This is a genomic window from Citrobacter portucalensis (assembly GCF_023374935.1).
Taxonomy (GTDB): Bacteria; Pseudomonadota; Gammaproteobacteria; order Enterobacterales; family Enterobacteriaceae; genus Citrobacter; species Citrobacter portucalensis.
On sequence record NZ_CP092466.1, the window covers coordinates 1248839 to 1272676 of the forward strand.

The 23838-nt window shown below is 52.2% G+C and carries 31 protein-coding genes; all 31 read left to right on the forward strand.

Annotation, left to right across the window (positions count from 1 at the left end):
- Window positions 1–41 precede the first annotated feature (41 nt).
- The 31 genes from LY264_RS05995 to LY264_RS06145 all read left to right on the forward strand — a co-directional run bounded on the left by LY264_RS05995 (window position 42) and on the right by LY264_RS06145 (window position 23833).
- Window positions 42–1913, forward strand: a complete 1872-nt coding sequence (locus LY264_RS05995; protein ID WP_058671179.1) for a toprim domain-containing protein — start codon at window positions 42–44, stop codon at window positions 1911–1913.
- Window positions 1914–1915: 2 nt separating this feature from the next.
- On the forward strand, window positions 1916–2239 hold the full coding sequence (locus LY264_RS06000) for a hypothetical protein (RefSeq protein WP_058671178.1): 324 nt from the start codon (window positions 1916–1918) through the stop codon (window positions 2237–2239).
- Window positions 2236–3018 (forward strand): antitermination protein, encoded by a 783-nt coding sequence (locus LY264_RS06005; protein ID WP_058671177.1) that lies wholly within the window; start codon window positions 2236–2238, stop codon window positions 3016–3018. The genes LY264_RS06000 and LY264_RS06005 overlap by 4 nt, the downstream gene beginning before the upstream one ends.
- 290 nt (window positions 3019–3308) lie before the next feature.
- Window positions 3309–3995, forward strand: coding sequence for a Rha family transcriptional regulator (locus LY264_RS06010; protein ID WP_058671176.1), 687 nt, complete (start codon window positions 3309–3311; stop codon window positions 3993–3995).
- Between the two features lie 151 nt (window positions 3996–4146).
- Window positions 4147–4644 (forward strand): hypothetical protein, encoded by a 498-nt coding sequence (locus LY264_RS06015; RefSeq protein ID WP_000423994.1) that lies wholly within the window; start codon window positions 4147–4149, stop codon window positions 4642–4644.
- 445 nt (window positions 4645–5089) lie between these two features.
- Window positions 5090–5368 carry a phage holin gene (locus LY264_RS06020; RefSeq protein WP_001568784.1) on the forward strand — a complete coding sequence of 93 codons (279 nt, stop codon included), beginning with the start codon at window positions 5090–5092 and terminating at the stop codon, window positions 5366–5368.
- On the forward strand, window positions 5340–5888 hold the full coding sequence (locus tag LY264_RS06025; protein WP_249457522.1) for a lysozyme: 549 nt from the start codon (window positions 5340–5342) through the stop codon (window positions 5886–5888). The genes LY264_RS06020 and LY264_RS06025 overlap by 29 nt, the downstream gene beginning before the upstream one ends.
- 100 nt (window positions 5889–5988) lie before the next feature.
- Window positions 5989–6507, forward strand: a complete 519-nt coding sequence (locus LY264_RS06030) for a DUF2514 domain-containing protein (protein ID WP_249457671.1) — start codon at window positions 5989–5991, stop codon at window positions 6505–6507.
- Window positions 6508–6630: 123 nt separating this feature from the next.
- Window positions 6631–6966 carry a hypothetical protein gene (locus LY264_RS06035; protein WP_194210743.1) on the forward strand — a complete coding sequence of 112 codons (336 nt, stop codon included), beginning with the start codon at window positions 6631–6633 and terminating at the stop codon, window positions 6964–6966.
- Window positions 6954–8411, forward strand: coding sequence for a glycosyltransferase family 2 protein (locus tag LY264_RS06040; protein WP_249457525.1), 1458 nt, complete (start codon window positions 6954–6956; stop codon window positions 8409–8411). Before LY264_RS06035 ends, LY264_RS06040 begins: the two co-directional genes overlap by 13 nt.
- On the forward strand, window positions 8393–8983 hold the full coding sequence (locus LY264_RS06045) for a hypothetical protein (protein WP_249457673.1): 591 nt from the start codon (window positions 8393–8395) through the stop codon (window positions 8981–8983). The genes LY264_RS06040 and LY264_RS06045 overlap by 19 nt, the downstream gene beginning before the upstream one ends.
- Window positions 8980–9321, forward strand: a complete 342-nt coding sequence (locus tag LY264_RS06050; RefSeq protein WP_191599703.1) for an HNH endonuclease signature motif containing protein — start codon at window positions 8980–8982, stop codon at window positions 9319–9321. Before LY264_RS06045 ends, LY264_RS06050 begins: the two co-directional genes overlap by 4 nt.
- Window positions 9321–9524, forward strand: a complete 204-nt coding sequence (locus tag LY264_RS06055) for a hypothetical protein (protein WP_249457527.1) — start codon at window positions 9321–9323, stop codon at window positions 9522–9524. The genes LY264_RS06050 and LY264_RS06055 overlap by 1 nt, the downstream gene beginning before the upstream one ends.
- 203 nt (window positions 9525–9727) lie before the next feature.
- The gene (locus LY264_RS06060; protein ID WP_249457530.1) at window positions 9728–10213 is read left to right on the forward strand and encodes a terminase; all 486 of its coding nucleotides are present in this window, start codon (window positions 9728–9730) and stop codon (window positions 10211–10213) included.
- Between the two features lie 6 nt (window positions 10214–10219).
- Window positions 10220–11734: a terminase large subunit gene (locus tag LY264_RS06065; RefSeq protein ID WP_249457531.1), complete on the forward strand. Its 1515-nt coding sequence runs from the start codon at window positions 10220–10222 to the stop codon at window positions 11732–11734.
- A complete protein-coding gene (locus LY264_RS06070; RefSeq protein ID WP_249457532.1) occupies window positions 11734–13008 on the forward strand; it encodes a phage portal protein in 1275 nt (424 codons plus the stop codon). Before LY264_RS06065 ends, LY264_RS06070 begins: the two co-directional genes overlap by 1 nt.
- Window positions 13009–13025: 17 nt before the next feature.
- Complete coding sequence (locus LY264_RS06075) at window positions 13026–13703, forward strand: HK97 family phage prohead protease (RefSeq protein WP_249457535.1); 678 nt, start codon at window positions 13026–13028, stop codon at window positions 13701–13703.
- Between the two features lie 2 nt (window positions 13704–13705).
- Window positions 13706–14863: a phage major capsid protein gene (locus LY264_RS06080; protein ID WP_249457537.1), complete on the forward strand. Its 1158-nt coding sequence runs from the start codon at window positions 13706–13708 to the stop codon at window positions 14861–14863.
- Window positions 14864–14896: 33 nt separating this feature from the next.
- Window positions 14897–15223, forward strand: a complete 327-nt coding sequence (locus LY264_RS06085; RefSeq protein WP_249457540.1) for a head-tail connector protein — start codon at window positions 14897–14899, stop codon at window positions 15221–15223.
- Entirely contained in the window at window positions 15223–15561 is a 339-nt protein-coding gene (locus LY264_RS06090; RefSeq protein WP_249457543.1) for a phage head closure protein, read from the forward strand. The genes LY264_RS06085 and LY264_RS06090 overlap by 1 nt, the downstream gene beginning before the upstream one ends.
- On the forward strand, window positions 15558–16007 hold the full coding sequence (locus LY264_RS06095; protein ID WP_083020803.1) for an HK97-gp10 family putative phage morphogenesis protein: 450 nt from the start codon (window positions 15558–15560) through the stop codon (window positions 16005–16007). Before LY264_RS06090 ends, LY264_RS06095 begins: the two co-directional genes overlap by 4 nt.
- Window positions 16004–16351: a tail completion protein gp17 gene (gp17, locus tag LY264_RS06100; RefSeq protein ID WP_192463971.1), complete on the forward strand. Its 348-nt coding sequence runs from the start codon at window positions 16004–16006 to the stop codon at window positions 16349–16351. The genes LY264_RS06095 and gp17 overlap by 4 nt, the downstream gene beginning before the upstream one ends.
- A 53-nt stretch (window positions 16352–16404) precedes the next feature.
- On the forward strand, window positions 16405–16875 hold the full coding sequence (locus LY264_RS06105; RefSeq protein ID WP_249457546.1) for a phage tail tube protein: 471 nt from the start codon (window positions 16405–16407) through the stop codon (window positions 16873–16875).
- Window positions 16876–16929: 54 nt separating this feature from the next.
- A complete protein-coding gene (locus tag LY264_RS06110; protein WP_249457548.1) occupies window positions 16930–17331 on the forward strand; it encodes a phage tail assembly chaperone in 402 nt (133 codons plus the stop codon).
- Between the two features lie 23 nt (window positions 17332–17354).
- On the forward strand, window positions 17355–17618 hold the full coding sequence (locus LY264_RS06115; RefSeq protein ID WP_192463970.1) for a phage tail assembly protein T: 264 nt from the start codon (window positions 17355–17357) through the stop codon (window positions 17616–17618).
- Window positions 17619–17653: 35 nt separating this feature from the next.
- The gene (locus tag LY264_RS06120) at window positions 17654–20935 is read left to right on the forward strand and encodes a phage tail tape measure protein (RefSeq protein ID WP_249457550.1); all 3282 of its coding nucleotides are present in this window, start codon (window positions 17654–17656) and stop codon (window positions 20933–20935) included.
- On the forward strand, window positions 20935–21273 hold the full coding sequence (locus LY264_RS06125) for a phage tail protein (protein ID WP_143114286.1): 339 nt from the start codon (window positions 20935–20937) through the stop codon (window positions 21271–21273). The genes LY264_RS06120 and LY264_RS06125 overlap by 1 nt, the downstream gene beginning before the upstream one ends.
- The gene (locus LY264_RS06130) at window positions 21270–22025 is read left to right on the forward strand and encodes a phage minor tail protein L (RefSeq protein ID WP_249457553.1); all 756 of its coding nucleotides are present in this window, start codon (window positions 21270–21272) and stop codon (window positions 22023–22025) included. The genes LY264_RS06125 and LY264_RS06130 overlap by 4 nt, the downstream gene beginning before the upstream one ends.
- A 1-nt stretch (window position 22026) precedes the next feature.
- A complete protein-coding gene (locus tag LY264_RS06135; RefSeq protein ID WP_249457556.1) occupies window positions 22027–22737 on the forward strand; it encodes a C40 family peptidase in 711 nt (236 codons plus the stop codon).
- A 29-nt stretch (window positions 22738–22766) separates the two neighbouring features.
- The gene (locus tag LY264_RS06140; protein WP_249457559.1) at window positions 22767–23192 is read left to right on the forward strand and encodes a hypothetical protein; all 426 of its coding nucleotides are present in this window, start codon (window positions 22767–22769) and stop codon (window positions 23190–23192) included.
- Window positions 23193–23245: 53 nt separating this feature from the next.
- Window positions 23246–23833 carry a tail assembly protein gene (locus tag LY264_RS06145; protein ID WP_249457675.1) on the forward strand — a complete coding sequence of 196 codons (588 nt, stop codon included), beginning with the start codon at window positions 23246–23248 and terminating at the stop codon, window positions 23831–23833.
- The last annotated feature ends 5 nt before the right edge of the window (window positions 23834–23838 follow it).

Consider the following 23838-nt stretch of genomic DNA (forward strand, 5'->3'; position numbering starts at 1 on the left):
ACATGGTGTTTTGTTAAATTTGATTTACGGAGTGAGTGAGCATGACGCCCGCCGAACTTTCAGAAAAATTATGGGACAACGCCGAAAGGGTTGCAAAGTACCTGCTGCCAAAAGGTCATCTGGAAGGCAAAGAATGGTGTGTTGGGAATACCAACGGTGACGCCGGAAAGAGTCTTAAAATTAACATCGGTGGCAAAAAAACGTGGGCAGACTTCGCCAGCGGCGACAGTGGTGATCTGCTTGATTTGTGGGTGTTGGTACGCAACTGCCAGCTGCATGATGCGATGCGTGAGGCAAAAGAATTTCTCGGTCTGAAAGACGACGATCACCATTTCGAGGCAAAGAAAAAAACATTCTCCAGGCCGACGAAGAAGGGCGTCAAAAAAGCGAGCAATTGTTACGACTACCTGGCTACGCGAGGAATCACCCGCGAGACGGCGGATCTGTTCCGTGTGTCTGATGCGGTGGTCTGGTATCACGAAGAAAATCGAGAAGTACCCGCCGTGGCATTCCCGTACATCCGGAATGGCGAACTGCTGCAAGTAAAACGCATAGGTACTGAAAGACCAAACGGCAAAAAGATAATTATGGCTGAGGCGGATTGCGAGCCATGTCTCTTTGGTTGGCAGGCCCTGGACAAATCCACGCGTCTGGTTGTTCTGTGCGAAGGCGAGATTGACTGTATGACTTTCACGCAGCTTGGTTACGACGCGCTTTCTGTTCCCTTTGGCGGCGGCAAGGGTGCCAAACAGCAGTGGATTGAATATGAGTACCACAATCTGGATCGCTTTCAGGAGATCTGGCTTTGCCTGGATAACGACGATGTCGGCCGTGAAGCTGCAAAGGAAATTGCCAGACGACTTGGCGAGCATCGCTGCCGCCTGGTTGAACTCCCGCACAAGGATATCAACGATTGCCTGATGAGCGGCATGGACAGTGAGTCCATCCTGGAGCACATGGAACGCGCTAAATTTTTCGATCCAGATGAACTGTGCTCGGCAGGTGATTTACTTCAGGAAACCATAGAAGCGTTTGAGCATCGCGATGTTGGCTTGTTCACCAGCCCATGGACCTCGCTGAATTACAATTTCAAATTTCGCGCCGGAGAACTGACGCTGGTAAATGGCGTGAATGGTCACGGCAAGACCGAACTGGTTGGCCATATCGCAGTTGCTGCTATGAATCAGGGGATTCGGACGTGCATCGCCTCTCTGGAACTGAAGCCAGGGAAAATGTTGGCCCGCCTGACGCGGCAGACTATCTGTACCGCATCACCGAAACGCGAAGAAATCGTTATGACGAACGAATGGTTCTCCGATCGTCTGTGGGTGTTCAAACTCACCGGCACCGCGAAAGCTGACCGTCTGCTGGAAATCTTCGCCTATGCCCGGCGTCGGTATGGAATCGATCTGTTCGTTATCGACAACCTGGCGAAATGCGGGCTCGATGAAGAGGACTACGGCGGACAGAAAGAATTTATCGACACCCTGTGTGACTTCAAAAACGAACATAACTGTCACGTCCTTCTGGTGACGCACGCCCGCAAAACCAACGAAGCGGCACCGACCGGGAAAATGGACGTCAAAGGCACCGGCGCATTAACCGATATGCCTGATAACGTTATGTCCGTCTGGCGCAACATTCCCCGCGAACTGGCACAACGTAAGGCTGAAAAAATGGGATACGAAAGCCTGGATAAGGATGAGCAGGCAGCGCTCCAGATGCCAGCTTCAATGATTCGCCTGCTCAAACAACGCGAAGGTGAGGGGTGGGTTGGTGATATTGGCGCAAATTTTGATACCCGTTCACACCAGTTTCTGGAAGGAGAAAAACAACCATTTAACTATCTGGTCGGTAAACCTCAGAGCGAGGTGGATCTTGAATGGGAAGCAGGCAACGTTACGAGGTACTGAGCATGACAAACGAAATTTTAAAAGAAGCCATTGAAAACTATCAGCACCTGAAATCGCAGGTTCGCCAGCAGGAAGAAGAAGACGATGGCATTGAGTATTTCGGTGGGGTTGATACGGATTTATTTGAACGGTTCATGTTTGCCAAAAGTCAGCTTCAGGAGCTGATTAACCCCGATGATTATTTTGCGATGAAGGATAAGGTGTCGCACCTTAACAACGAGATCGGGGCGCTGATACTAGAAAATATCATTCTTAAAAATGAGGTCGCCAGGTTAGGCGGCAATACTGATTTTTTGGGTAATGTGGACGTTGAGGGGAAAGCATGAAACTGGAAGCATCACTCAAACATTTCAGCCCTCAGGGGATGCATATCAGCGACGACGTGAAAAGCACATCGCCAAATCGCCTGAACGGTACAGACATTATGACCGGGATCGGAGTGACCAGCAGCCGTGCGCGGTTCGGCTTGGCGGCGTTCTTCGGAAAGGCTGGTATCAGCAAAACGGATGAACAGCTCGCAGTTCAGGCGCTGGCGCGTTATGCGATGAAATCAGCACCAAAGAATGTCAGAAAGGCCGCAAGGAGTGAGCTTGGATGGTGTATGCAGGTGCTGGCGCAATTTGCTTTTGCTGAATATTCCCGTTCGGCGGCGACCAGCGTGATGTGTCACACCTGCAACGGTAGTGGTCTTATTTCTCAGTATGAGGACGTGGTTAAGTACCCTGGATTATTCAATCATGATGGTGATGAAATTGTCGCCACTGACATTAAACGCGAACTTGTGAAACGGCTCTGTATTGTTTGCGATGGAAAAGGCGAAATAAAAGCACGCTGCCGTTGCGGTGGAAAGGGCGAGGTACTCGACCGCAAAGCCACTAGCGAGCGCGGCGCACCGGTGTTTAAAACCTGTGAGCGCTGCAGCGGAAATGGATTTTCTGCTATCTCCTCGGCGACGGTACACCGTGCCATTCTGAAGCGCCTCCCTGACCTCCATCAATCCTCATGGTCACGCAACTGGAAACCCTTCTATGAAATGCTGGTGGATACACTGCGGCAGGGGGAGCGTCACGCAGCTGTAGAATTCGAGAAGGCAACAACTTATTAATATGATCGGAGCAAATAGCGACACTTTTTTGCACGTTAGTGTTGACTTTGCATAAAATTGTCCTGTATGCTTCTGATTATGGAATATAACGCCTGTAGATAATTAACCTCGAAAAGCCCGCCACGTTGCGGGTTTTTTTGTATCCGCATTTCCTGCGCACCGCCCGCGCATCCATCACGTCGAACCAATCCATTTGAAATGAGCCTTTGAGGAAGTCGGTTAGCGCTGGCGAGCCTCGACGGGCTGATTTCCTGTGCGGCAAAGGTTCATCTCAAAGTAAGGTAAACGCCATGCAATTAGTTGAAATTAAAAAACTCGACCTTGTAACCAGCACTGTCGCTATTGCTGACGGGGTTGGGCGTGATCATGACACCGTCATTAAGTTAGTGGACCGTAACAAGGCTGATCTTGAAGAATTTGGAAGGGTCGGATTTGAAATCCGAACCATTCAAACTGACGGTGGTCTTCAAAAGCGTCGAGTGGCGCTACTGAACGAACAGCAAACCACTCTACTGATCACCTACATGCGTAATAACGATATTGTCCGCAAGTTCAAAAAGAAACTGGTTGCTGAGTTCTTCCGCATGCGTGGCGCTCTGGCGGGCAAAAAAATGGATCGCAACACCGCCCGTCTTGAATATCGCCCGATGAGCGATGCCATTAAGCATGAGCGTGAAGTGCAGGGTAAAGAAATCAAGCCTTACCACTTCAGCAACGAAGCCGATTTGATTAACCGCATCGCGCTCGGTATGACGGCGGCAAAATTTCGTGTTTACCACGACCTCGACAAAAAAGAGAACATCCGTGACTACCTGACGCCGGAGCAGATCCACTGCGTAACTGAGTTGCAGCGGGCCAATACAGTTTTCATTGGCATGGGCTGGCACTTTGAGCAGCGCAAAGAGGCGCTAAAGGGTGTATTTGATCGCAATCATCGCCAGCCGCTGATTGAAGAACAGCACAGTTTAGCAGCGTAATGAGCGTCACTTCGACACACAGCCTAATCATTGGAACCCTGCCATTCGGCGGGGTTTTTGCTTTTCGCACTCAGTGTAAGTGAAATATAACCATGTGCTTTCAGGGTGAGTTACTATGCAGATTCCTTTCAAAAGTTGTCTGGAGAGTGGCATGGAATTAACATTTAAGGATCTGAAAGAAAAACGCACTAAACTGGTCGAGGCGCAATGGAAGTTACAGGATAAACTTCAGGAGAAGGCGAGCGAACTACTACGAGAGTATTCAGGTTCTCTTGATCTTACATCTCGTGAGTGGACTGGTTCTGACGGAACAAGATGGCCTTATGTGGACATTGGTATTTGGGAGGAGGAGGGGAAGTTCTTTCCTGTCTTAATCCCCCAACTCAATATGGACAGCCGTTACCACTTGAATTTCGTGATTGCAACCACTCTTGATGATTCTCCGCTAACAGGTGGCTACAGGCAGGGCGTAAGCATCTCACTCTGGTATGAGAACTCATCATTTTATGCTGAAGTAGGCTCAGGAGACGACGTCTCCCGTTTTTCTGTCTCATCTCAGCTGGGTGGATTTTATCAGGTATGCAACGCTATTAAGGCGTTAATTAGCTCTTCTATGGATCGCGCCATGCCAGATATTCCAGCGAATTAATAAAGCATAAACATCTTTCAGGGCTATGCAAATGCATGGCCTTTTCTATATCCCGTTGTGAAATGTTCGTGAGGCATGGGTTGTCAGCCAAAGGATCACCGGGAGACACCCGGCACCACGCATCCATTATTGCATAGCAAAAAGGCTCACAACGGTGGAACTTTTAGCAGGGCGAAAAAAAGCCCGCATTGGGTTGCGGGCATAACAGAGAACAAATAGCTAATATTCAAGTTGTCTTTCATCAACTTGTCAGAAGAATTTAACCTTAAGAAAAATTGATGTAAAGACAATATTGATTTCTGGTTATAGGCTGCGCATTTGCGTGGCCTTTTTCGTATTCAGGCTCACGGGAATCATCCGCTACGTGCTTTGTTGATAAATCCAGCCCGTGAAGCCTGCCCCTTTCATCACACACAGCGCCATCCGTACTATCGGAGGTGAGGCTATGACCAGAATGAGCACCATTTACAGCAGACTTTCATATGGAACAGGAACCACGCTGACCGGCTGCGGTGTATCAGCGAAGGCATATGCCGAAACAGCAAAAACAGCAAAAGAGGTGTCCTGGATGTTGGCCGACAGAATTGCAGGGTTAAGCCTGAGCGACTGGGCAATTATTGTCGGTATCGCATGCACTGTTATCACTTGTGCAGTGAACTGGTATTTCCGCTGGAAGGAAAGGGAGGATCGGCGCAATGGCTATGCCACCAAAGCTGAAGAATAAACTGAGCGCAGCGGTCGTTGGTTTGATTCTTGCGGGGGCTTCCGCGCCCGTGATTCTCGATCAGTTTCTGGATGAGAAAGAGGGTAACAGCCTGACAGCGTATCGTGACGGCGGCGGAATCTGGACCATTTGTCGTGGCGCCACGATGGTTGATGGCAAGCCAGTAGTTCAGGGCATGAAGCTGTCTGCTGAGAAATGTTCCAAGGTGAACGCCATAGAACGCGACAAGGCGCTGGCGTGGGTTGAGCGAAACATCAAGGTGCCACTGACCGAACCACAGAAAGCTGGGATCGCATCTTTTTGTCCGTATAACATCGGCCCCGGAAAATGCTACCCGTCCACGTTCTATAAGCGCATCAATGCCGGCGACCGTAAAGGAGCTTGTGAAGCTATTCGCTGGTGGATTAAAGACGGTGGCCGCGACTGTCGTCTGACCAAAGGCCAGAAAAATGGCTGCTATGGCCAGGTAGAACGACGAGACCAGGAAAGCGCGCTGACGTGTTGGGGGATAGCCCAGTGAAATATTTACCATCTGCAGTCTGCTTCATTGTCGCCGGAATACTCGCATGCAAGGGTATGACTGGTTGGGGATGGTTCTTGTTTGTGGGAGTGATATTGCTATGAGTTTTCGCTCTCAGATCATTATCGCCGCGCTTCTGGTATCCGTCGCATTCATCGGCGGAAATGTCTGGAGTGATCGGGGCTGGGAAAAAAAGTGGGCGGATCGTGACAGCGCAGAATCATCGCGAACAGCGAACGCGCAGACCGCTGCCCGCATGATTGAACAAGGGCGAATTATTGCCCGGGATGAGGCCGTTAAAGATGCACAAGCACAAGCCGCTAAATCTGCTGCCACTGCTGCTGGCTTGTCTGCCACTGTTAGCCAGTTGCGCACCGAAGCAACAAAACTTGCCACCCGCCTGGACGCCGCAAAGCACACCGCAAATCTTGCCGCTACCGTCCGAAGCAAAACAACCGACGCCGACGCCAGAATGCTCGCCGACATGCTCGGAGATATTGCAGCAGAAGCTAAACGTTATGCTGGAATCGCTGACGAACGCTATGCCGCCGGGATGACGTGTGAACGTATTTATGACTCGGTGAGAGAGTCAAATAACAATCCTATAGCCTCGCGATAGCGGGGTTTTTTATGCGCATCGCACGCGCACATCAAAGAAAGTCTTTCAGCTGTGAGCCTGGGCAAACCGTAAACTTTCGGCGGCTTTGCCGTGCGACAGGCTCACGTCTAAAAGGAAACGCACATGAAGTATCAGCTTGCAAAATTGTATCGCGGTGATCGTTTCTTCGGGTATGGAATAGCCGTAGGTGGCTTGCTTATTGATGGTCAGGTTTCAACGGTGGTAGAAACTTCGCCAAACGAAATGCCGAAAGTAATTGCGACATTTAATCTCAGCAATGAACATTCAGAAAAACAACCACGAATTGATTTAGATAATCCCAGCGCTTCTACCGAACTCAACGTTGTAATCCATCCAGACAAGCCATTAACCATCGAGCAGGCAGACGAACTACGAGATTTAGTAAAAGACTTTGTTGCCAAACATAATCTCTCTGATGGTGGTTTATGGAAGTATTAATAAACGGGGTACGTTTTATACCAGAAGGCGATAATAAAGTACGTATTGGGATAGCAATCACAACCCATAATCGTCATGAAGTGCTTAAGCGTGCCATTGAGCAGCACATGAAGCATCTTCCATCTGGTGCGCTGGTGGTTGTGATAGACGATGGATCAAGTCCTGCTGCAATAGTTCCTGATGGGGTTAAGTTGGTACGCCATGAATCATCGCTGGGCATTGTCGCCTCGAAGAACGCCAGCCTGACCGCGCTTATGGATGCAGGATGTGAGCATCTCTTCCTGTGGGATGATGACGCCTGGCCTATTGCCGATAACTGGTACCTGCCTTATATCGAATCACCAGAGCCGCACTTGGCTTATCAGTTTCTCGATCTTGCTGGTCCTCGCAAGATAAACGACATGGCAGTGCTGTACCGCGATGATAAGCACATCGCTTACACCGGACAGCGCGGCGTGATGCTGTATTACCACCGAAGCGCCATTGAGAAGGTAGGCGGGTTCGATCCGGTGTACGGTCGTGGTATGTACGAGCATCCCGACCTAGCGCTTCGAATCTACAACGCCGGGTTATCGACCTGGGCGTTCGCTGATGTGGCTGGCTCAGAAAAGCTGATTCACTCAATGGACGAGTATGAAGAGGTGACCCGCTCTATCCCCCGGCCTGAGCGCGAGAGCCTGGCGAAGTCAAATGCCGTAATCTACAGCGCCCGCCGGGATATTGGCTATACAGGCTTTGCCCCGTATCGGCAGCAGCATGATGTGGTGCTAACCTCGCTCCTGACAAGTGAGCCCGACCCGCAGCGCAAAGTTAAAATGGCCGCCGACCCGGCATTATTGCAGGTGTGGTCCCGATCTATTCGTGGCGCAAAAGCTGTAGTGTTGGCAGACGAACTGACATCAGCGCCGGAAGGTGCAACTCTCGTGTCAGTTCCTGCAGTGAGCATGAGCCCGTACTTTGCACGCTGGTTGCATATCTATCAGCACCTGAGAGCGCATCCTGAATATCGCTTCGTCTGGTGTACCGACGGTACTGACGTTGAAATGCTGCGGGAACCTTGGGCAGAAATGGAGTCGGGTAAAATTTACGTTGGATCAGAGCACAAGACGTATTCCGATGAATGGATAAAGACTAATCACCACGGCAAAGCGTATAGCGATTTCATCGAGCAGCATCGTGATGAACCACTGCTTAATGCTGGTTTGCTTGGTGGCATCCGTGCAGACATCATGGAGTTTGCACACACGATCATCCGCCTTTACTACCGGATAGAGAGCCATCGCTTCTGGAAGATGGAGAAAGCACCCGCAACGCTGGTAGATATGGGAGCGTTCGGCGTGGCCGCAAAGTCATTCGGTGATCGAATAGTCACAGGCCCTAAGGTTCACACAGTTTTCAAAACGGATGGCATCGGGAAAGAGGTGGCATATTGGAAACACAAGTGAAGTACGTGGTAGTTGGTCACCATTCCCGTTTTGCCTCAGCAGCTTTGCTAGCTGGTGAACTTGGCGCACACCTTCTTATTGATGAAGGGAATCACGGTGCGAACTGGAATCACCGGCGCGCTATCGAATGGGCTGCTGAGCAACCTTGCCGTGTAGTCGTGCTGGAAGATGACGCGCTGCTGGTGCTGGGATTCACCGAAAAGGTAACTGACTGGCTGGTGCGTTTCCCTGACGACATGTTGAGCTTTTATCTCGGTACCGGCCGACCGCCGCAGTATCAGAAAGAGATAGCGGGAATGCTGGTGGATGCGGATCGCGTCTGTGGTGACCACATCGTATTAAGCAAGCTGATTCACGGCGTATGTTATAGCCCTCCTCAGGGAAGCCTGGCTCGCATGCTCAGCGCATGGAATAAAACGCTGGCAGCTGATTACGCAGTCGGTGAGGCATTCGGTGGCAGGGTTATATACCCGTGTTATTCGCTGGTGGACCACGCTGATCTCCCGACGGTTGAGCGTCACCCTGACAACGAGCCGAGGGCAGAACGACGCCGTGCATGGAGACTGGCATGAACAAAGAGCCCCGCGTATATGGCAGCCGATGGGATAAGGCCCGTCTGCGTTTCCTGCAGCAGCACCCGCTCTGTGTTATGTGCGAGCAGCAGGGGCGCATAACACCAGCGACGGTGGTTGACCATATCGAACCCCACAAACTCAAAGATGCGCTTAAGTCAGGTAACCCGCTGGCCATATCGAAAGCACAGCTCCTGTTCTGGAGTAAAGATAACTGGCAGCCACTGTGCAAAGCACATCATGACTCAACGAAACAGAGAATGGAGAAGAGCGGAGCGGTAATAGGCTGTGATGCCAACGGCTACCCGCTCGATCCTGCGTCTCATTGGAGGGCGTAATGAAAGACCTCATCATTGAATACCGCGACGGTAAATTTGTTCAGTTGGCGATTGATGGCGTGGAGATGAAGAGTGTTACCTCTATCCAGTTCTCCCACACCGTAGGCGAGAACGTACCGACACTGACTGTCTCAGGGCTCGTGTGGACCGAGTACGGGAAAGGTGATCAGAAACTCGAACAGGTAAACAAACATTCGGCATAGCGCAGCAGCGGCAATTCGATTACATACCATATGAAATCATTTCAAATGCAATGATGCCAAGTAGGAATGAATCGTATCTGGGCTGGGGGGGGGATCAAATCTTCAGAACCTTTGCCCCAAATGACCGCCGCCAAAGTTTGATTTAAACGCTAACCCGATTTTTTTAGTTTTAAGGTGTTTTTTTAGTTTTAAGGTGTTGACATATGGCAGATAAACGAACCCGTTCCGACAGTTCGGCGGCAGCGGTTCAGGCCATGAAAAATGCAGCAGTGGACACCATCGATCCTCCGTCCCATGCAGGTTTGGAAAAAAAAGCCGAACCATTCTGGCATGACAATATCAGATCGAAAGCTCTGGACAGCTGGACGCCTGCCGACCTTCTGGCAGCTGTAGAACTTGCAAATAACCAGCTCTATATCACGGTTTTACGTAAGGATTTACGCAAAGAAGAACGAACACGCGGAGAGGACCGCGAAGAAGGACTTATCAAAGACCTCCGCAAGCAAATTGTTGAGCTACAGCGAACTATTCTGGCTCAGCGCCGTGACCTCCAGATCCATTCCCACGCAACCAACGGCGAAAGCCGCGACCAGAAGAAACGCAATCAGAATGATCGTGATGCACGAAATACCAAAACCGAGCATCAGGACCAGGACGACAACCTGATCGCCTTTCCCAAGCACGGATAAAAGACTATGACGCGAGGTGAGCGTGTAATAGCGTTCATTGAGCGCTTTTGCATCGTGCCAGAAGGCAAGCTTATCGGCCAGCCTATGCGGTTGGACCCCTTTCAGAAAGATTTCATCCTGGCGGTTTACGACAATCTAGCCGGAACAGATATGGCGATCCTCAGCATCGCCCGAAAAAACGGTAAAACAGGCTTAATCGCTGGAATCCTCTTGGCTCACCTGGTGGGGCCTGAAGCGGTGCAGAACACGCAGATTGTTAGCGGTGCACTTAGCCGGGAACAGGCGGCCATCGTTTTTAACCTCGCGGTGAAGATGGTCAACCTGAACCCTAAGCTGCAGGAGATTGTGCACATTACGCCAAGCGGCAAAAAGCTGATCGGTCTGCCGTGTAACGTCGAATACAAGGCTTTATCCGCTGAAGGTAAGACGACGCACGGCCTTTCCCCCATTCTGGCCATTCTTGATGAAACCGGGCAGGTAAGGGGGCCACAGGATGATTTTATCGATGCAATAACTACCGCGCAGGGGGCCCATGAAAACCCGCTGCTGATTGTTATCAGTACGCAGGCAGCAAACGATGCTGACCTGCTGAGCATCTGGATTGATGATGCGGTCAAGTCGCAAGATCCGCACATCGTGTGCCACGTTTATGAAGCGCCAAAAGACGCTGATATCAGTAAACGCGAGTCCTGGCTGGCCGCAAACCCGGCGCTGGGCACATTCAGGTCAGAAAAAGACATGGCGCGCCAGGCCGAGAAAGCAGGCCGAATGCCAAGCTTCGAAAACACCTTCCGAAACCTCAACCTCAATCAGCGCGTTTCTACCGTATCGCCGTTTATCTCCCGCAGCGTGTGGGAGCTTTGCGGAGAGATGCCGATTAACACCCCGAGGAAGTGGTACGCGGGGCTGGATCTGTCAGCCAGAAACGACTTAACGGCGCTGGTTATCGCTGGTGAAGCAGAAGATGGTGTTTGGGATGTTTTCCCCTTCTTCTGGACACCGCAGAAGACTCTTGAAGAGCGAACCAAAACGGACCGCGCACCCTATGACGTTTGGGTGAGAGAGGGGCTGCTGCGCACCACGCCAGGCGCTTCGGTTGATTACTCATTCGTCGTTGCGGATATCGCTGAAATTATCGGTGATTTCGACCTTACCTCGATGGCTTTTGACCGTTGGCGCATTGACCAGTTCAGGAAGGATGCCGATGCCATTGGGCTGAACCTCCCACTGGTCGAGTTCGGACAGGGCTTTAAGGATATGGGGCCAGCTGTAGACACGCTGGAGTCTCTGATGCTTAACGGGCGTGTGAGGCATGGCATGCACCCCGTATTAACGATGTGTGCTGTGAATGCGGTGGTGGTGAAAGATGCTGCTGGTAACCGCAAGCTCGATAAATCCAAAGCAACGGGCCGTATTGATGGCATGGTCGCAATGACAATGTCCGTTGGTGCTGCTAATGGGGAAGTTACCGAACAGGGTGGTGACTTCGACGACTTCATTTTCCGACCGCTGAGCATGTGATGGAAGAACCAAAATACACGATTGACCTGCGAACCAATAACGGCTGGTGGGCAAGGCTGCAGTCCTGGTTTGTCGGCGGGCGTTTAGTCACCCCAAATCAGGGCTCACAGACGGGGCCCGTTTCGGCCCACGGACACCTGGGCGATTCATCCATTAACGATGAACGGATACTGCAAATTTCGACGGTTTGGCGCTGCGTGAGCCTGATTTCAACGCTCACGGCATGCTTACCGCTTGATGTCTTCGAAACCGACCAGAATGACAACCGTAAAAAAGTGGGTTTGAGCAATCCGCTGGCGCGACTGCTGCGCTATTCACCGAATCAGTACATGACCGCCCAGGAATTCAGGGAGGCCATGACGATGCAGCTCTGTTTCTACGGTAACGCGTATGCACTGGTGGACCGCAACAGCGCGGGTGACGTGATCAGCCTTCTCCCGCTTCAGTCTGCCAATATGGATGTGAAACTCGTTGGGAAAAAAGTGGTTTATCGCTATCAACGCGACAGCGAATACGCCGACTTTTCGCAGAGAGAGATTTTTCACCTTAAGGGCTTCGGATTCACCGGGCTGGTCGGCCTGTCACCCATTGCTTTTGCCTGTAAATCGGCAGGTGTGGCAGTTGCGATGGAGGACCAGCAGCGAGATTTCTTTGCCAACGGTGCCAAGTCTCCGCAAATCCTCTCAACCGGCGAAAAAGTGCTAACTGAACAGCAGCGCTCGCAGGTCGAAGAGAACTTCAAAGAGATCGCCGGCGGTCCGGTTAAAAAACGCCTCTGGATTCTGGAAGCGGGCTTTTCCACATCGGCAATTGGCGTAACGCCGCAGGATGCCGAAATGATGGCGTCCCGAAAATTTCAGGTAAGTGAACTGGCGCGATTCTTTGGCGTACCGCCTCACCTTGTCGGCGACGTCGAGAAATCAACGAGCTGGGGATCGGGCATCGAGCAGCAGAATCTCGGCTTCCTGCAGTACACCCTGCAGCCCTATATCTCCCGGTGGGAAAACAGCATTCAGCGGTGGCTTATTCCTGCTAAGGATGTTGGTCGCATTCATGCTGAGCACAATCTCGACGGCCTGCTGAGGGGCGATTCGGCATCCCGCGCTGCCTTTATGAAGGCAATGGGAGAGGCAGGGCTACGCACCATCAACGAGATGCGACGAACGGACAACCTCCCGCCATTGCCGGGTGGAGATGTGGCTATGCGCCAGTCGCAATATGTGCCGCTCACCGATTTAGGAACCAACAAAGAGCCCCGTAATAACGGGGCTTAATTTTTATGGGGGCCGTAATGCCTGAGATCGTAAAAACGCTGTCCTTCGACGAGACAGAAATCAAATTCACCGGTGACGGTAAACAGGGGATTTTTGAAGGATACGCCTCTGTTTTTAATAACACCGATTCCGATGGCGACATCATTCTGCCCGGGGCGTTTAAAAACGCACTGGCGAACCAGACCCGCAAAGTGGCGATGTTTTTCAACCACAAGACGTGGGAGCTGCCGGTTGGTAAATGGGACAGCCTGGCCGAAGACGAAAAAGGCCTGTATGTGCGCGGTCAACTTACCCCAGGGCACAGCGGCGCCGCCGACCTGAAAGCGGCAATGCAGCACGGTACGGTTGAAGGTATGTCGGTTGGCTTTTCCGTTGCGAAAGACGATTACACCATCATTCCAACAGGCCGCATTTTTAAGAATATCCAGGCTCTGCGCGAAATCAGCGTCTGCACTTTCCCCGCCAACGAACAGGCTGGCATAGCAGCCATGAAAAGTGTCGATGGCATTGAAACGATCCGTGATGTGGAGAACTGGCTGAGGGATTCAGTCGGGCTCACCAAGTCACAGGCAGTTGGGTTAATAGCCCGGTTTAAGTCAGCGATTCGGAGCGAGTCCGAGGGCGACGGAAACGAAGCACAAATCAATGCTCTGCTTCAGAGCATCAAATATTTCCCTTCTAATTTAGGTAATTAATTATGTCTGAACTCGCTCTCATTCAAAAAGCAATCGAAGAGTCACAGCAGAAAATGTCCCAGCTTTTCGATGCGCAGAAAGCAGAAATCGAAAGCACTGGCAAGGTTTCTAAGCAGCTGCAGTCCGACCTTGCGAAAGTACAGGAAGAACTGACCAAATCCGGCACTCGCCTCTTCGATCTTGAGCAGAAACTGGCCTCCGGTGCCGAAAATCCGGGTGAGAAGAAATCCTTCTCCGAACGCGCAGCGGAAGAGCTGCAGAAGTCCTGGAACGGAAGCAAAGGCAGCTTCGACGCGAAAACCTTTAACAAGTCGCTGGGCAGTGATTCTGATTCTGCAGGCAGCCTGATCCAGCCGATGCAGGTTCCAGGCATCATCATGCCGGGCCTGCGCCGTCTGACCATTCGTGATCTGCTGGCGCAGGGCCGCATTTCCAGTAACTCCCTGGAATACGTCCGTGAAGAAGTGTTTACCAATAACGCCGATGTGGTGGCCGAGAAAGCGCTGAAACCTGAATCGGATATTACCTTCAGCAAGCAGACCGCGAACGTGAAGACCATCGCTCACTGGGTGCAGGCGTCACGTCAGGTTATGGACGATGCGCCAATGCTGCAGTCATACGTCAACAACCGCCTCATGTACGGTTTGGCGCTGAAGGAAGAAGGCCAACTGCTGAACGGCGACGGTACCGGGGATAACCTGGAGGGTCTGAATAAAGTGGCAACAGCCTATGACACCTCGCTGAATGCCACCGGCGACACCCGCGCTGACATTATCGCTCACGCTATTTACCAGGTGACAGAGTCTGAGTTTAGCGCTTCCGGTATCGTCCTGAACCCGCGCGACTGGCACAACATCGCGCTGCTGAAAGACAACGAAGGCCGCTATATCTTCGGTGGTCCTCAGGCGTTTACCAGCAACATCATGTGGGGTTTGCCAGTGGTTCCAACTAAGGCGCAGGCCGCTGGCACCTTTACGGTGGGCGGTTTTGATATGGCCTCACAGGTGTGGGATCGCATGGATGCCACCGTGGAAGTCAGCCGTGAAGACCGCGACAACTTCGTGAAAAACATGCTGACCATCCTGTGCGAAGAACGCCTGGCGCTGGCGCACTATCGCCCGACGGCAATCATCAAGGGCGCTTTCTCTTCTGGCTCATGATGGAGGGGGCGGGGTGACCCGCCCTTTTAACGTATGGCGATAGATGTTCTGGATGTAATTGGCCTCCGACTGTTCAAGCAGCAGATTGAGTTTGAGGAAGACGACAGGGACGAGCTGATCACCCTGTACGCTCAGGCCGCTTTTGACTACTGCATACGCTGGTGCGATGAACCAGCATGGAAAGTTTCAGATGATATTCCTGCTGCCGTTAAGGGCGCCGTTCTCCTTGTCTTTGCTGACATGTTTGAACACCGCACCGCGCAAAGCGAAGTACAGCTATATGAGAACGCTGCAGCAGAACGCATGATGTTCATCCATCGCAACTGGCGCGGTAAATCTGAACCTGAGGAGGGCTCCTGATGGAACCTGGACGATTCAGGCACCGGGTAAAAATTCTCACCTTCACGACTTCGCGCGATCCATCTGGTCAGCCGGTTGAATCGTGGACAGGTGGCAACCCGGTCCCGGCTGAGGTAAAGGGGATCAGCGGCAGAGAGCAGATGTCAGGCGGCGCGGAAACGGCGCAGGCAACCATTCGCGTCTGGATGCGCTTCAGGTCAGAGCTGAATGCCTCTTCTCGTCTGGAAGTGCTCAGCGGCCCGTATAAAGGTCAGGTGCTAAATATCATCGGTCCTCCTGTAGCAAATGCGACTGGCACTCGCCTGGAAATTCTTTGCAAAACGGGATCTGAAAAATGATTGAGACGAGCCTCGATTTTTCCGGGTTAAATGACATCGCAAAGGATCTGGAGGCGCTTAGCCGCGCTGAAAACAACAAGGTTCTGCGTGATGCCACGCGCGCTGGCGCCGAAGTGCTTAAGGAAGAAGTGATCGCCCGCGCTCCGGTGCGTACCGGGAAACTGAAAAAAAACGTGGTGGTGGTGACCCAAAAAAGCCGCCGCCGCGGGGAAATATCTTCCGGTATTCACATCCGTGGACGCAACATGCGAACAGGTAATAGCGACAACACCATGAAAGCCAGCGACCCGCGTAATGCGTTTTACTGGCGCTTTGTTGAAATGGGTACCGTTAACATGCCGCCGCACCCGTTCATTCGTCCCGCGTTCGATGTTCGCCAGGAGCAGGCGGCGGAGGTCGCGATCAGGCGCATGAACCAGGCCATTGACGAGGCATTAAGCAAATGACGGAAGACGATCTCTATCCTCTGCTGGAGTCGCTGGCCGGAGGGCAGGTCTATCCCTACGTTGCCCCACTCGGCAGTGATGGGAAGCCTTCAGTCTCTCCGCCCTGGGTAATTTTCTCGATTATTACCGACGTGGCCGCTGATGTTCTCTGTGGTCAGGCTGAATCTGCCGTTTCTATACAGGTTGATGTTTATTCCAGCACAATCACTGAGGCGCGCACGATCAGGAATATGGCGCTTGATGCTCTCCAGGTGCTGAAGCCGGAAAGCATTGTGAAAACGCCGGGCTATGAGCCTGATCTGCGCTATTACCGGGCAACGCTCGAATTTCAGGTAACCGTTTAACCTTACCCACCATAACAGACCGCTCCGGCGGTCTTTTTTTAACTGGAGAAACCATGACCAGTAAGTATGAAGTCACAAAGGGGATGACTTTTGCCGTCTCCGACTCCCCCGTAACCGCCGATGATTTTAACGCCTCAGGCTTCCCGGGGGCCGGCATTACCTGGCTGGAAGCAGCCTGTGCAACAAAGGAGATCACCTTTACGGGTGGTCAAAAAGGGGATATCGACGTAACCACGCTTTGCTCAACTGAACAGGAGCAAACCAACGGCCTCGCCGCACCTGCTGAAATGAGCATTACCCGTAACTGGGTTGGCGATGAAGCAGCACAGGAGGCACTGCAGACCGCTTACGAAAATGACGAACTGCGTGCGCTGCGTGTGGTATTCCCGTCTGACAACGGTTTCTACGTGCTGGTGGAGGTACGCCAGAGCTCATGGTCTGCCGCAACATCTTCCGTTGTTGGCGCTACCTATTCTCTGCGTGTACGCGGCAAACCTAAACGCATCTACGCGTCTGGTTCCTGAGCGGCTTCGGCCGCTTTTTTTATCCCTCCGATCATGTAACAAGAGAAAAATGAAATGCCGCAAAAAACATCACAGAATTCATTACGCAACGTGGCGCTTACAGCATCGAAAGCCTATCGCACGAAAGAAGGTATCACGGTCCCTGAATGGGATGGCGCTAAGGTAACGCTTCGTGAACCTTCTGGCGATGCCTGGGTGAAATTCCGGGAGATCGTTAATCCCCATCTCGCCGATGGCGAAGAGGCGCCGACGCTGACGGAGGCGGAAAAGTTTCTGCGTAACAAAGAGGCTGATGTGGTTCTGTTTATTGACGTTCTGCTGGATGAAAACGGCGAGCGCGTATTCAGCGATGAGGATCAGGAGCAGGTATCTAAAATTTATGGTCCTGTGCACTCCCGCCTGCTGGCTCAGGCCCTCAACCTCGGAATGAGTCAGGAAGAAGCGGGAAAGCCGTAAAGCAGCCGCTGACCTTCTTCCTGATGTCGCTCGCGCTCCGGATGGGTCGCACTCTCCACGAACTGCGCCAGACCATTACCGCCAGCGAGCTCAAAATGTGGATCGAGTTCGACCGCATCAGTCCTGTGGGAGACTGGCGCGCCGATGCACAGGCGGCGCAGATCTCCGTTGCAATGCTGAACTCTCAGGGCGGTAAATTCACCATTCCTGACGTGATGCTGAAATGGGGTGAGCAGGAAGAAGGCGCTGAAGTCTCTGAACTTGAAGAATGGATGTCCAGTCTTTGATTGCCCGCGGCTGCGGGCTTTTTTATGGGTGAAATATGGCAACGCTGCGCGAGCTAATCATCAAAATTTCGGCGAACTCTTCTTCTTTCCAGTCTGAGATCGCCAGAGCGTCCCGCATGGGAACCGATTACTACCGCACTATGGAACAGGGCGGGAAAAAAGCTGCAGCGGCCACGCGTGAAACTCAGCGGTCTTTAGCTGACCTTAATTCTCAGCTTGCAACCGTACGCTCCTCTGCTGCCGGGCTTGCTGGTGCGTGGGCTGGAGCATTTGCCACGCATCAGCTTATTCAGTTTGCCGACACGTGGAATCAGTTGAATGGGCGTCTTCGCCTTGCGTCCTCTTCCAGTGAGGATTACGTGCAATCCCAGCGCGTTCTGATGGAGATTAGCCAGCGCACCGGAACATCCCTCGAGGCAAACAGCAACCTTTACAGCAGAATTGCGCAGTCCCTGCGTGATGCCGGTTATGCTTCTGCTGACGTCGCAAAAGTTACGGAAACCGTAGCAACCTCACTTAAGCTGTCTGGCGCCAGTACCGAAGAGGCGAGTTCTGTTATCACCCAGCTTAGCCAGGCGCTTGGTTCAGGCGTTTTGCGAGGTGAGGAATTTAACTCCATCATGGAGAACGGCGGCCGCCTGGCGAAACTGCTGGCTGATGGGCTGGGTACCACTGTTGGTGGTCTGCGAAATATGGCCAACAATGGCGAGCTAACGACCAACAAGATTGTCCCATTGCTAACCAATGTCGAGATCCTCCGTAAAGAGTTCGACACCCTTCCTGCATCCATCAGCGGATCTGCACAGAAAGTGCAAAACGCCTTCCTTGCATGGGTTGGCGGGGCGAACGATGCTGTCGGCGCATCATCAACGCTTTCCGGCGTGCTGGATGGTCTGGCGAATAACATCGATGATGTGGCAAATACAGCCGGTATTCTGGTTGGTATTGGCCTCGCTCGTTATTTTGGCAACATGGTCGGCAGCGTTGCTCAGTCAACCCGGGCAGTCCTCGCTAATACGGCCGCCGAGGTCGCGCTGGCGCAGGCTCAGGTCCGTGGAACCCAGGTTAGCGTTGCTGCTGGTCGCCAGGCTGTTTACCGCGCTCAACAGGCGCTCGCAGCGGCGACGAGTATCGAGGCTCAGATTGTTGCTGAGCGTAATCTTGCTGCAGCTCAGGCATCATTGAATACGGCGCTTGCTGGCAGGGCCTCTGCGGTTAACAACCTCACCAATACAGTCTCGGTAATGTCACGGCTGGGTAGTGGGGTGCTGGGTATTCTCGGTGGCTGGCCTGGAGTGATTATCGGTGCCGGCGCTGCGATGTATGGCCTTTATCAGCATACCCAGCAGGTGCACCGTGAGGCGGTAGGATTTGCCAATAATCTGGACGAAATTAACGGCAAGCTGCAGAAAATGTCGGTTCTGGGCCTGCGATCCACGGCAGCCGATGCCCGTACATCCTTACAGGCGCAAAAACAGGACCTGGCCGACCTCGACTCTCAGATCGCAAAGGTGAAAGACAGCCTTAAGGCGGTTGACCAAATCCAGCAGGACTACAACCGCCATCCGACGCTGACCCTGATTAACACTTTCATGGACCAGGCCGACATCACGGCCAAAAACATCGAGCTGACTGATAAGCTGAACCAGCTGGAGTACCAGCGGGAACAGGCAGCTTCAAAAGTCGAGCAAACGCAGAAGCTGGTTAACCAGGCCAGTGATCTGGCCACGCAAAAGGCTATCGAACAGGCTGGCGCCGTCTCTATCCTGAAAGGTGCGTATGACCTGCTTAATCGCTCAATGTCAGCGACCGCTGGCGCCAAGCCACCACAATATGCCGGGCCCGTCGTTTCACTGGCGAATGCAACGCCTCAACAGCAAACCGCACTTGAGCGCTCACGCCGCGATAATGAGCTGGCCAGCTTAAGCGGATTAGAGAAACTCCATCAGCAGCACGTGTATGAAGCAGAAGACCTGAAGCTGACGGGAGCACTTTACACCCAGTATATCTACAACAAGGATCAGGCAGCCAAAAAAGATGCAGCGGCTGCGGAGGCAAAAAAAACCTCTACCGCCGCTTCGAAAGCACAGAGTAAAGCCGAGCGTGAAGCGGCCAGCACCGCCGAACAGTATTCCCGGAAAATGGCCGATCTGAGTGTGGCTATCGACGTGCAACGCGTCAGGGCGACGGAAGGCGAAAAAGCATCCGAGCTTTACGCGGCATCGCACCAGGCAGGCACTAAATGGACCGACGAGCAGCGCCGGGCGATCCAGGCATCATCAGCAGAGCTGGCAAAATGGACGCAAAAAGCCGACGAGAACGTGCGCAAGCAGCGCGAACAGGCTGATGCTCTGAAGGATTTAACTGAAGCGGCCCGAAAGTTCAGGGATGAGGCGACGCTGACAACCGAAACCGCAGGCATGAGTGATCGCCAGCGCAGCCGGTTCGATGAGACGCAACAGATCGACCGTGTTTTTGCTAAAACGGACGGCGGCACCGAGGCCATCGCACAGCGCGCAGCTGCCCTCGATGCTCTGGATAAGAAATACAAGGCTATAGCAGCAGCTGAAGCGGACTGGATGTCCGGAGTATCACGCGGCTATTCCAACTGGTTTGATGAAATCAGTGACGTATCCGGCACGGTTTCTGACGGGGTGAAAACCACCCTCGACAGCGCGTTTGGTAACGTCACCTCAATGCTCGAAGGCAATAAGGTTAGCTGGAAATCGTGGGGTATTTCTGTCCTGCAGATTATCGAAAAAGTGGCTCTGCAGATGGCGGTGGTCAGCGCGATGGGTGGTGCCTCTTCCGGTTCTGGCATCTTTGGCTCACTCATCGGCAGTGTAGGCAGCTTCTTCGGAGGCGGGGCGGGAGCATCAGCCAGCACCGGTACGGCGGTTTCCAGTTATGGCTCAAGCTTCCAGTTTAACGCCAAAGGCGGCGTTTATGAGTCTCCATCCCTGAGCGCTTTCAGTAATGGGATCGTCAGAAATCCCACCATGTTTGCTTTTGCAAAAGGCGGGGCCGGAATCATGGGCGAGGCTGGGCCGGAGGCGATCATGCCGCTTACCCGCGCGCCGGATGGTTCTCTCGGCGTTCGTGCGGTCGGAGGTGGCGGAGGTCAGTCTGTATCTTCGGCGCCACAGGTTTATATCACCATTGATGGCAACGGCAACACTCAAACACAGGCGACTACTGGCTACGAACAATTTGCGCGAGAAGTAGGTGCTTTTACAGATAAGCGTTACAGGGAGCTGATAATGAGAGATTTAGCCCCGGGCGGGGCCATCTGGAATATGACGAAAGGGGGGCGTTAATGGCCATTGAAACTTTTGCATGGTGCCCAAGAATTAACGCTGAGGCTGATACGACATTCCGGACGAGGAAAGCGAAGTTTGGCGATGGATATGAGCAGGTGTCTGGTGATGGATTAAACACCAGAAGTCAGGAGTGGACGCTTAATTTCACAGGGAATGAATCCTATATCGAGGCCATAAAGACTTTTCTTGACAGGCACGGTGGTACCAAAGCGTTTCAGTGGAAACCGCCACTGGAACCATTAGGTCTTTATCGCTGCGAGGCGTATAAACCTACGGGGCTGGGTGCCGGGAAGTTTAACCTTGAAGCAACATTCATACAGGCATTCCGACCATGAGTATTAACGCAGATTTTCAGAAGCTCGAACCTGGCGATGTGGTCAGGCTTTTCGAAGTGGATGGCACGGCATTTGGTATCGGTGATGTGCTGCGATTTCATAGCTACAGCCTCGCGCACACTGAAACTGAAATCCTCGCTGCTGGCGGTGATGAAAATAATCTGCCTGCAAAATCTATCTGGTGGCAGGGTGAGGAGTATAAAGCCTGGCCATGCCAGATTGAGGGGATCGAAGCATCTACGAGTGGAAGCAGCGCGCAGCCAAAATTATCTGTGGCTAACCTTGATAGCTCCATAACGGCACTCTGCCTAGCTTATGACGATATGCTGCAGGCGAAAGTGACAATCCATGACACGCTGGGAAAATATCTTGACGCGATTAACTTTGCCGACGGCAATCCAACAGCTGATCCGACCCAGGAAAAGCTGAAGGTTTTCTACATCGATGCAAAGAGCAGTGAAACCAACGAAGTGGTTGAGTTCACGTTATCCAGCCCGATGGACCTGCAGGGCCAAATGATCCCGACGCGGCAGCTTCATTCTCTTTGCACCTGGTGCATCAGGAACAAGTATCGCACCGGCGACGGCTGCGATTATGCCGGGACCAACTATTTCGACAAAAACAACAACCCAGTTAGCGATCCGTCGCTTGATGAATGCAATGGCACGCTGACGGCCTGCAAACTTCGGTTCGGAGAAAATAACGAGCTCTCGTTTGGTGGGTTCCCTGGCACGTCTTTGATCAGGAGCTGATATGCGGCAGAAAACCATTGATGCCATTATGGCGCATGCTGCAGCTGAATATCCTCGTGAGTGCTGCGGCGTGGTGGCTCAGAAAAGCCGTGTTGAACGTTATTTCCCGTGCCGCAACCTAGCCACGCAGCCGGAGGACAATTTTGTCCTCTGCCCGGAAGATTATGCAGCTGCTGAAGACTGGGGTACGGTGATCGCCATCGTTCACAGTCACCCTGATGCCACGACACAGCCGAGCGAACTGGATAAAGCTCAATGCGACACAACGCTTTTACCCTGGCATATCGTAAGCTGGCCGGAGGGGGATCTACGCACCATCCAGCCTCGTGGAGAACTTCCGCTGCTGGAGCGCCCGTTTGTTCTTGGGCACTTTGACTGCTGGGGTCTGGTTATGAGCTATTTCCGCCAGAATCACGGCATTGATTTACACGATTACCGGGTAGATTATCCATGGTGGGAAAACAATTATCCGGACAATTTCTATCAGGATTGCTGGTACGAGTGCGGTTTCAGAGAGTTCGACGGGCCTCCGCGGCCAGGCGATATGGTGATCATGCAGGTGCAGGCCGATAAGTGGAATCATGCGGGGATCCTGCTGGAGGGCAACATGCTGCTGCACCACCTGTATGGACATTTGAGCCAGCGGGTGCCGTATGGTGGCTACTGGCAAGAAAGGACGATGAAGATTTTACGTTACAAATCTCTGTGCTAACCTTTTGCAAAACCAAAGGGGATAGGGATATGAAAAATATTTTATTACTCGTAATCGCAACAATAATTACTGGTTGCTCCACAACAGCTGTTGACTCTGCCAGTGCACGCCAAGTCCCTTCCGAGCGAATTTTATCAAAAGGTAACGGTGATGCCATAATAACCATTACTCGCGATAAAGGTTGGATGGCCGGTGGCGGATGTTATGTTGAGGTAACCATTGATGGTAAATCCTTCGCAAGAATCGACACTGGGGAGACTTTTGATATCAACGTCGTTCCAGGTAGGCATATTTTAGGTATTGCCGGTGACTCAAAAGGTAAAGGGTTATGCGCGATGAAAGTAGGACAACCTCTAAAAGAAATTTCCACGCAAATTAACAGCAATGAGAGTCAAAGATTTAGAATAACGGGTGATACTAATTCAGGATTAGATATCAGACCATCAATGCTCTAAATCTTCAAAATTACTATACAGCCACCTTCGGGTGGTTTTTTATGGGTGATTTCATGAAAGAGATTATGGCGAAAATCGAGCTTGGTGGTGTTCTGGGGAAGCAATTCGGTAAAAGCCATAATAGGTTGGTTGCAACAAGCTCAGAAATTATTAAATCGCTTTGCTGCACTGTTAATGGATTTGAAAAATATTTAAATACCAGTAAGCAGCGCGGACTAACTTATGCCATATTTCGTGGCAAGAAAAATATAGGGTTGGATGATTTGGGATTTCCCGTTACGGAGGATGTTTTCCGTATAGTTCCTGTTGTAATTGGAAGCAAAAAGGCTGGGCTGCTGCAAACTATTTTAGGTGCAGTTTTGGTAGTAGCTGGCTACGCTCTTTCTGGTTTTACAGGGGGAGCAAGTATGGCTTTAGTTGCCCCTGGTGTTGCTTTAATGGCTGGCGGGGTTGTCCAAATGCTATCACCTCAGCCAACCGGATTAGCCAGCAAACAAAGCGCAGATAACCGTGCATCATACGCATTCGGTGGTGTAACCAACACAGCAGCGCAGGGTTATCCCGTCCCTCTGGGGTATGGTAAGCGTCGAATCGGCGGGGCAATTATTTCTGCCGGAATTTATGTCGAAGATCAGCAGTAGATAAC

Coding starts and splice junctions, on each gene's coding strand:
- LY264_RS06050 (WP_191599703.1), top strand. CDS start 8,980: ATGAACAAAGAGCCCCGCGTATATGGCAGCCGATGGGATAAGGCCCGT.
- LY264_RS06145 (WP_249457675.1), top strand. CDS start 23,246: ATGAAAGAGATTATGGCGAAAATCGAGCTTGGTGGTGTTCTGGGGAAG.
- LY264_RS06020 (WP_001568784.1), top strand. CDS start 5,090: ATGACCAGAATGAGCACCATTTACAGCAGACTTTCATATGGAACAGGA.
- LY264_RS06075 (WP_249457535.1), top strand. CDS start 13,026: ATGCCTGAGATCGTAAAAACGCTGTCCTTCGACGAGACAGAAATCAAA.
- LY264_RS06090 (WP_249457543.1), top strand. CDS start 15,223: ATGGAACCTGGACGATTCAGGCACCGGGTAAAAATTCTCACCTTCACG.
- LY264_RS06130 (WP_249457553.1), top strand. CDS start 21,270: ATGAGTATTAACGCAGATTTTCAGAAGCTCGAACCTGGCGATGTGGTC.
- LY264_RS06060 (WP_249457530.1), top strand. CDS start 9,728: ATGGCAGATAAACGAACCCGTTCCGACAGTTCGGCGGCAGCGGTTCAG.
- LY264_RS06080 (WP_249457537.1), top strand. CDS start 13,706: ATGTCTGAACTCGCTCTCATTCAAAAAGCAATCGAAGAGTCACAGCAG.
- LY264_RS06095 (WP_083020803.1), top strand. CDS start 15,558: ATGATTGAGACGAGCCTCGATTTTTCCGGGTTAAATGACATCGCAAAG.
- LY264_RS06085 (WP_249457540.1), top strand. CDS start 14,897: ATGGCGATAGATGTTCTGGATGTAATTGGCCTCCGACTGTTCAAGCAG.
- LY264_RS06000 (WP_058671178.1), top strand. CDS start 1,916: ATGACAAACGAAATTTTAAAAGAAGCCATTGAAAACTATCAGCACCTG.
- LY264_RS06140 (WP_249457559.1), top strand. CDS start 22,767: ATGAAAAATATTTTATTACTCGTAATCGCAACAATAATTACTGGTTGC.
- LY264_RS06010 (WP_058671176.1), top strand. CDS start 3,309: ATGCAATTAGTTGAAATTAAAAAACTCGACCTTGTAACCAGCACTGTC.
- LY264_RS06005 (WP_058671177.1), top strand. CDS start 2,236: ATGAAACTGGAAGCATCACTCAAACATTTCAGCCCTCAGGGGATGCAT.
- LY264_RS06115 (WP_192463970.1), top strand. CDS start 17,355: ATGTCGCTCGCGCTCCGGATGGGTCGCACTCTCCACGAACTGCGCCAG.
- LY264_RS06025 (WP_249457522.1), top strand. CDS start 5,340: ATGGCTATGCCACCAAAGCTGAAGAATAAACTGAGCGCAGCGGTCGTT.
- LY264_RS06125 (WP_143114286.1), top strand. CDS start 20,935: ATGGCCATTGAAACTTTTGCATGGTGCCCAAGAATTAACGCTGAGGCT.
- LY264_RS06105 (WP_249457546.1), top strand. CDS start 16,405: ATGACCAGTAAGTATGAAGTCACAAAGGGGATGACTTTTGCCGTCTCC.
- LY264_RS06110 (WP_249457548.1), top strand. CDS start 16,930: ATGCCGCAAAAAACATCACAGAATTCATTACGCAACGTGGCGCTTACA.
- LY264_RS06030 (WP_249457671.1), top strand. CDS start 5,989: ATGAGTTTTCGCTCTCAGATCATTATCGCCGCGCTTCTGGTATCCGTC.
- LY264_RS06065 (WP_249457531.1), top strand. CDS start 10,220: ATGACGCGAGGTGAGCGTGTAATAGCGTTCATTGAGCGCTTTTGCATC.
- LY264_RS06135 (WP_249457556.1), top strand. CDS start 22,027: ATGCGGCAGAAAACCATTGATGCCATTATGGCGCATGCTGCAGCTGAA.
- LY264_RS06055 (WP_249457527.1), top strand. CDS start 9,321: ATGAAAGACCTCATCATTGAATACCGCGACGGTAAATTTGTTCAGTTG.
- LY264_RS06120 (WP_249457550.1), top strand. CDS start 17,654: ATGGCAACGCTGCGCGAGCTAATCATCAAAATTTCGGCGAACTCTTCT.
- LY264_RS06015 (WP_000423994.1), top strand. CDS start 4,147: ATGGAATTAACATTTAAGGATCTGAAAGAAAAACGCACTAAACTGGTC.
- LY264_RS06040 (WP_249457525.1), top strand. CDS start 6,954: ATGGAAGTATTAATAAACGGGGTACGTTTTATACCAGAAGGCGATAAT.
- gp17 (WP_192463971.1), top strand. CDS start 16,004: ATGACGGAAGACGATCTCTATCCTCTGCTGGAGTCGCTGGCCGGAGGG.
- LY264_RS06035 (WP_194210743.1), top strand. CDS start 6,631: ATGAAGTATCAGCTTGCAAAATTGTATCGCGGTGATCGTTTCTTCGGG.
- LY264_RS05995 (WP_058671179.1), top strand. CDS start 42: ATGACGCCCGCCGAACTTTCAGAAAAATTATGGGACAACGCCGAAAGG.
- LY264_RS06070 (WP_249457532.1), top strand. CDS start 11,734: ATGGAAGAACCAAAATACACGATTGACCTGCGAACCAATAACGGCTGG.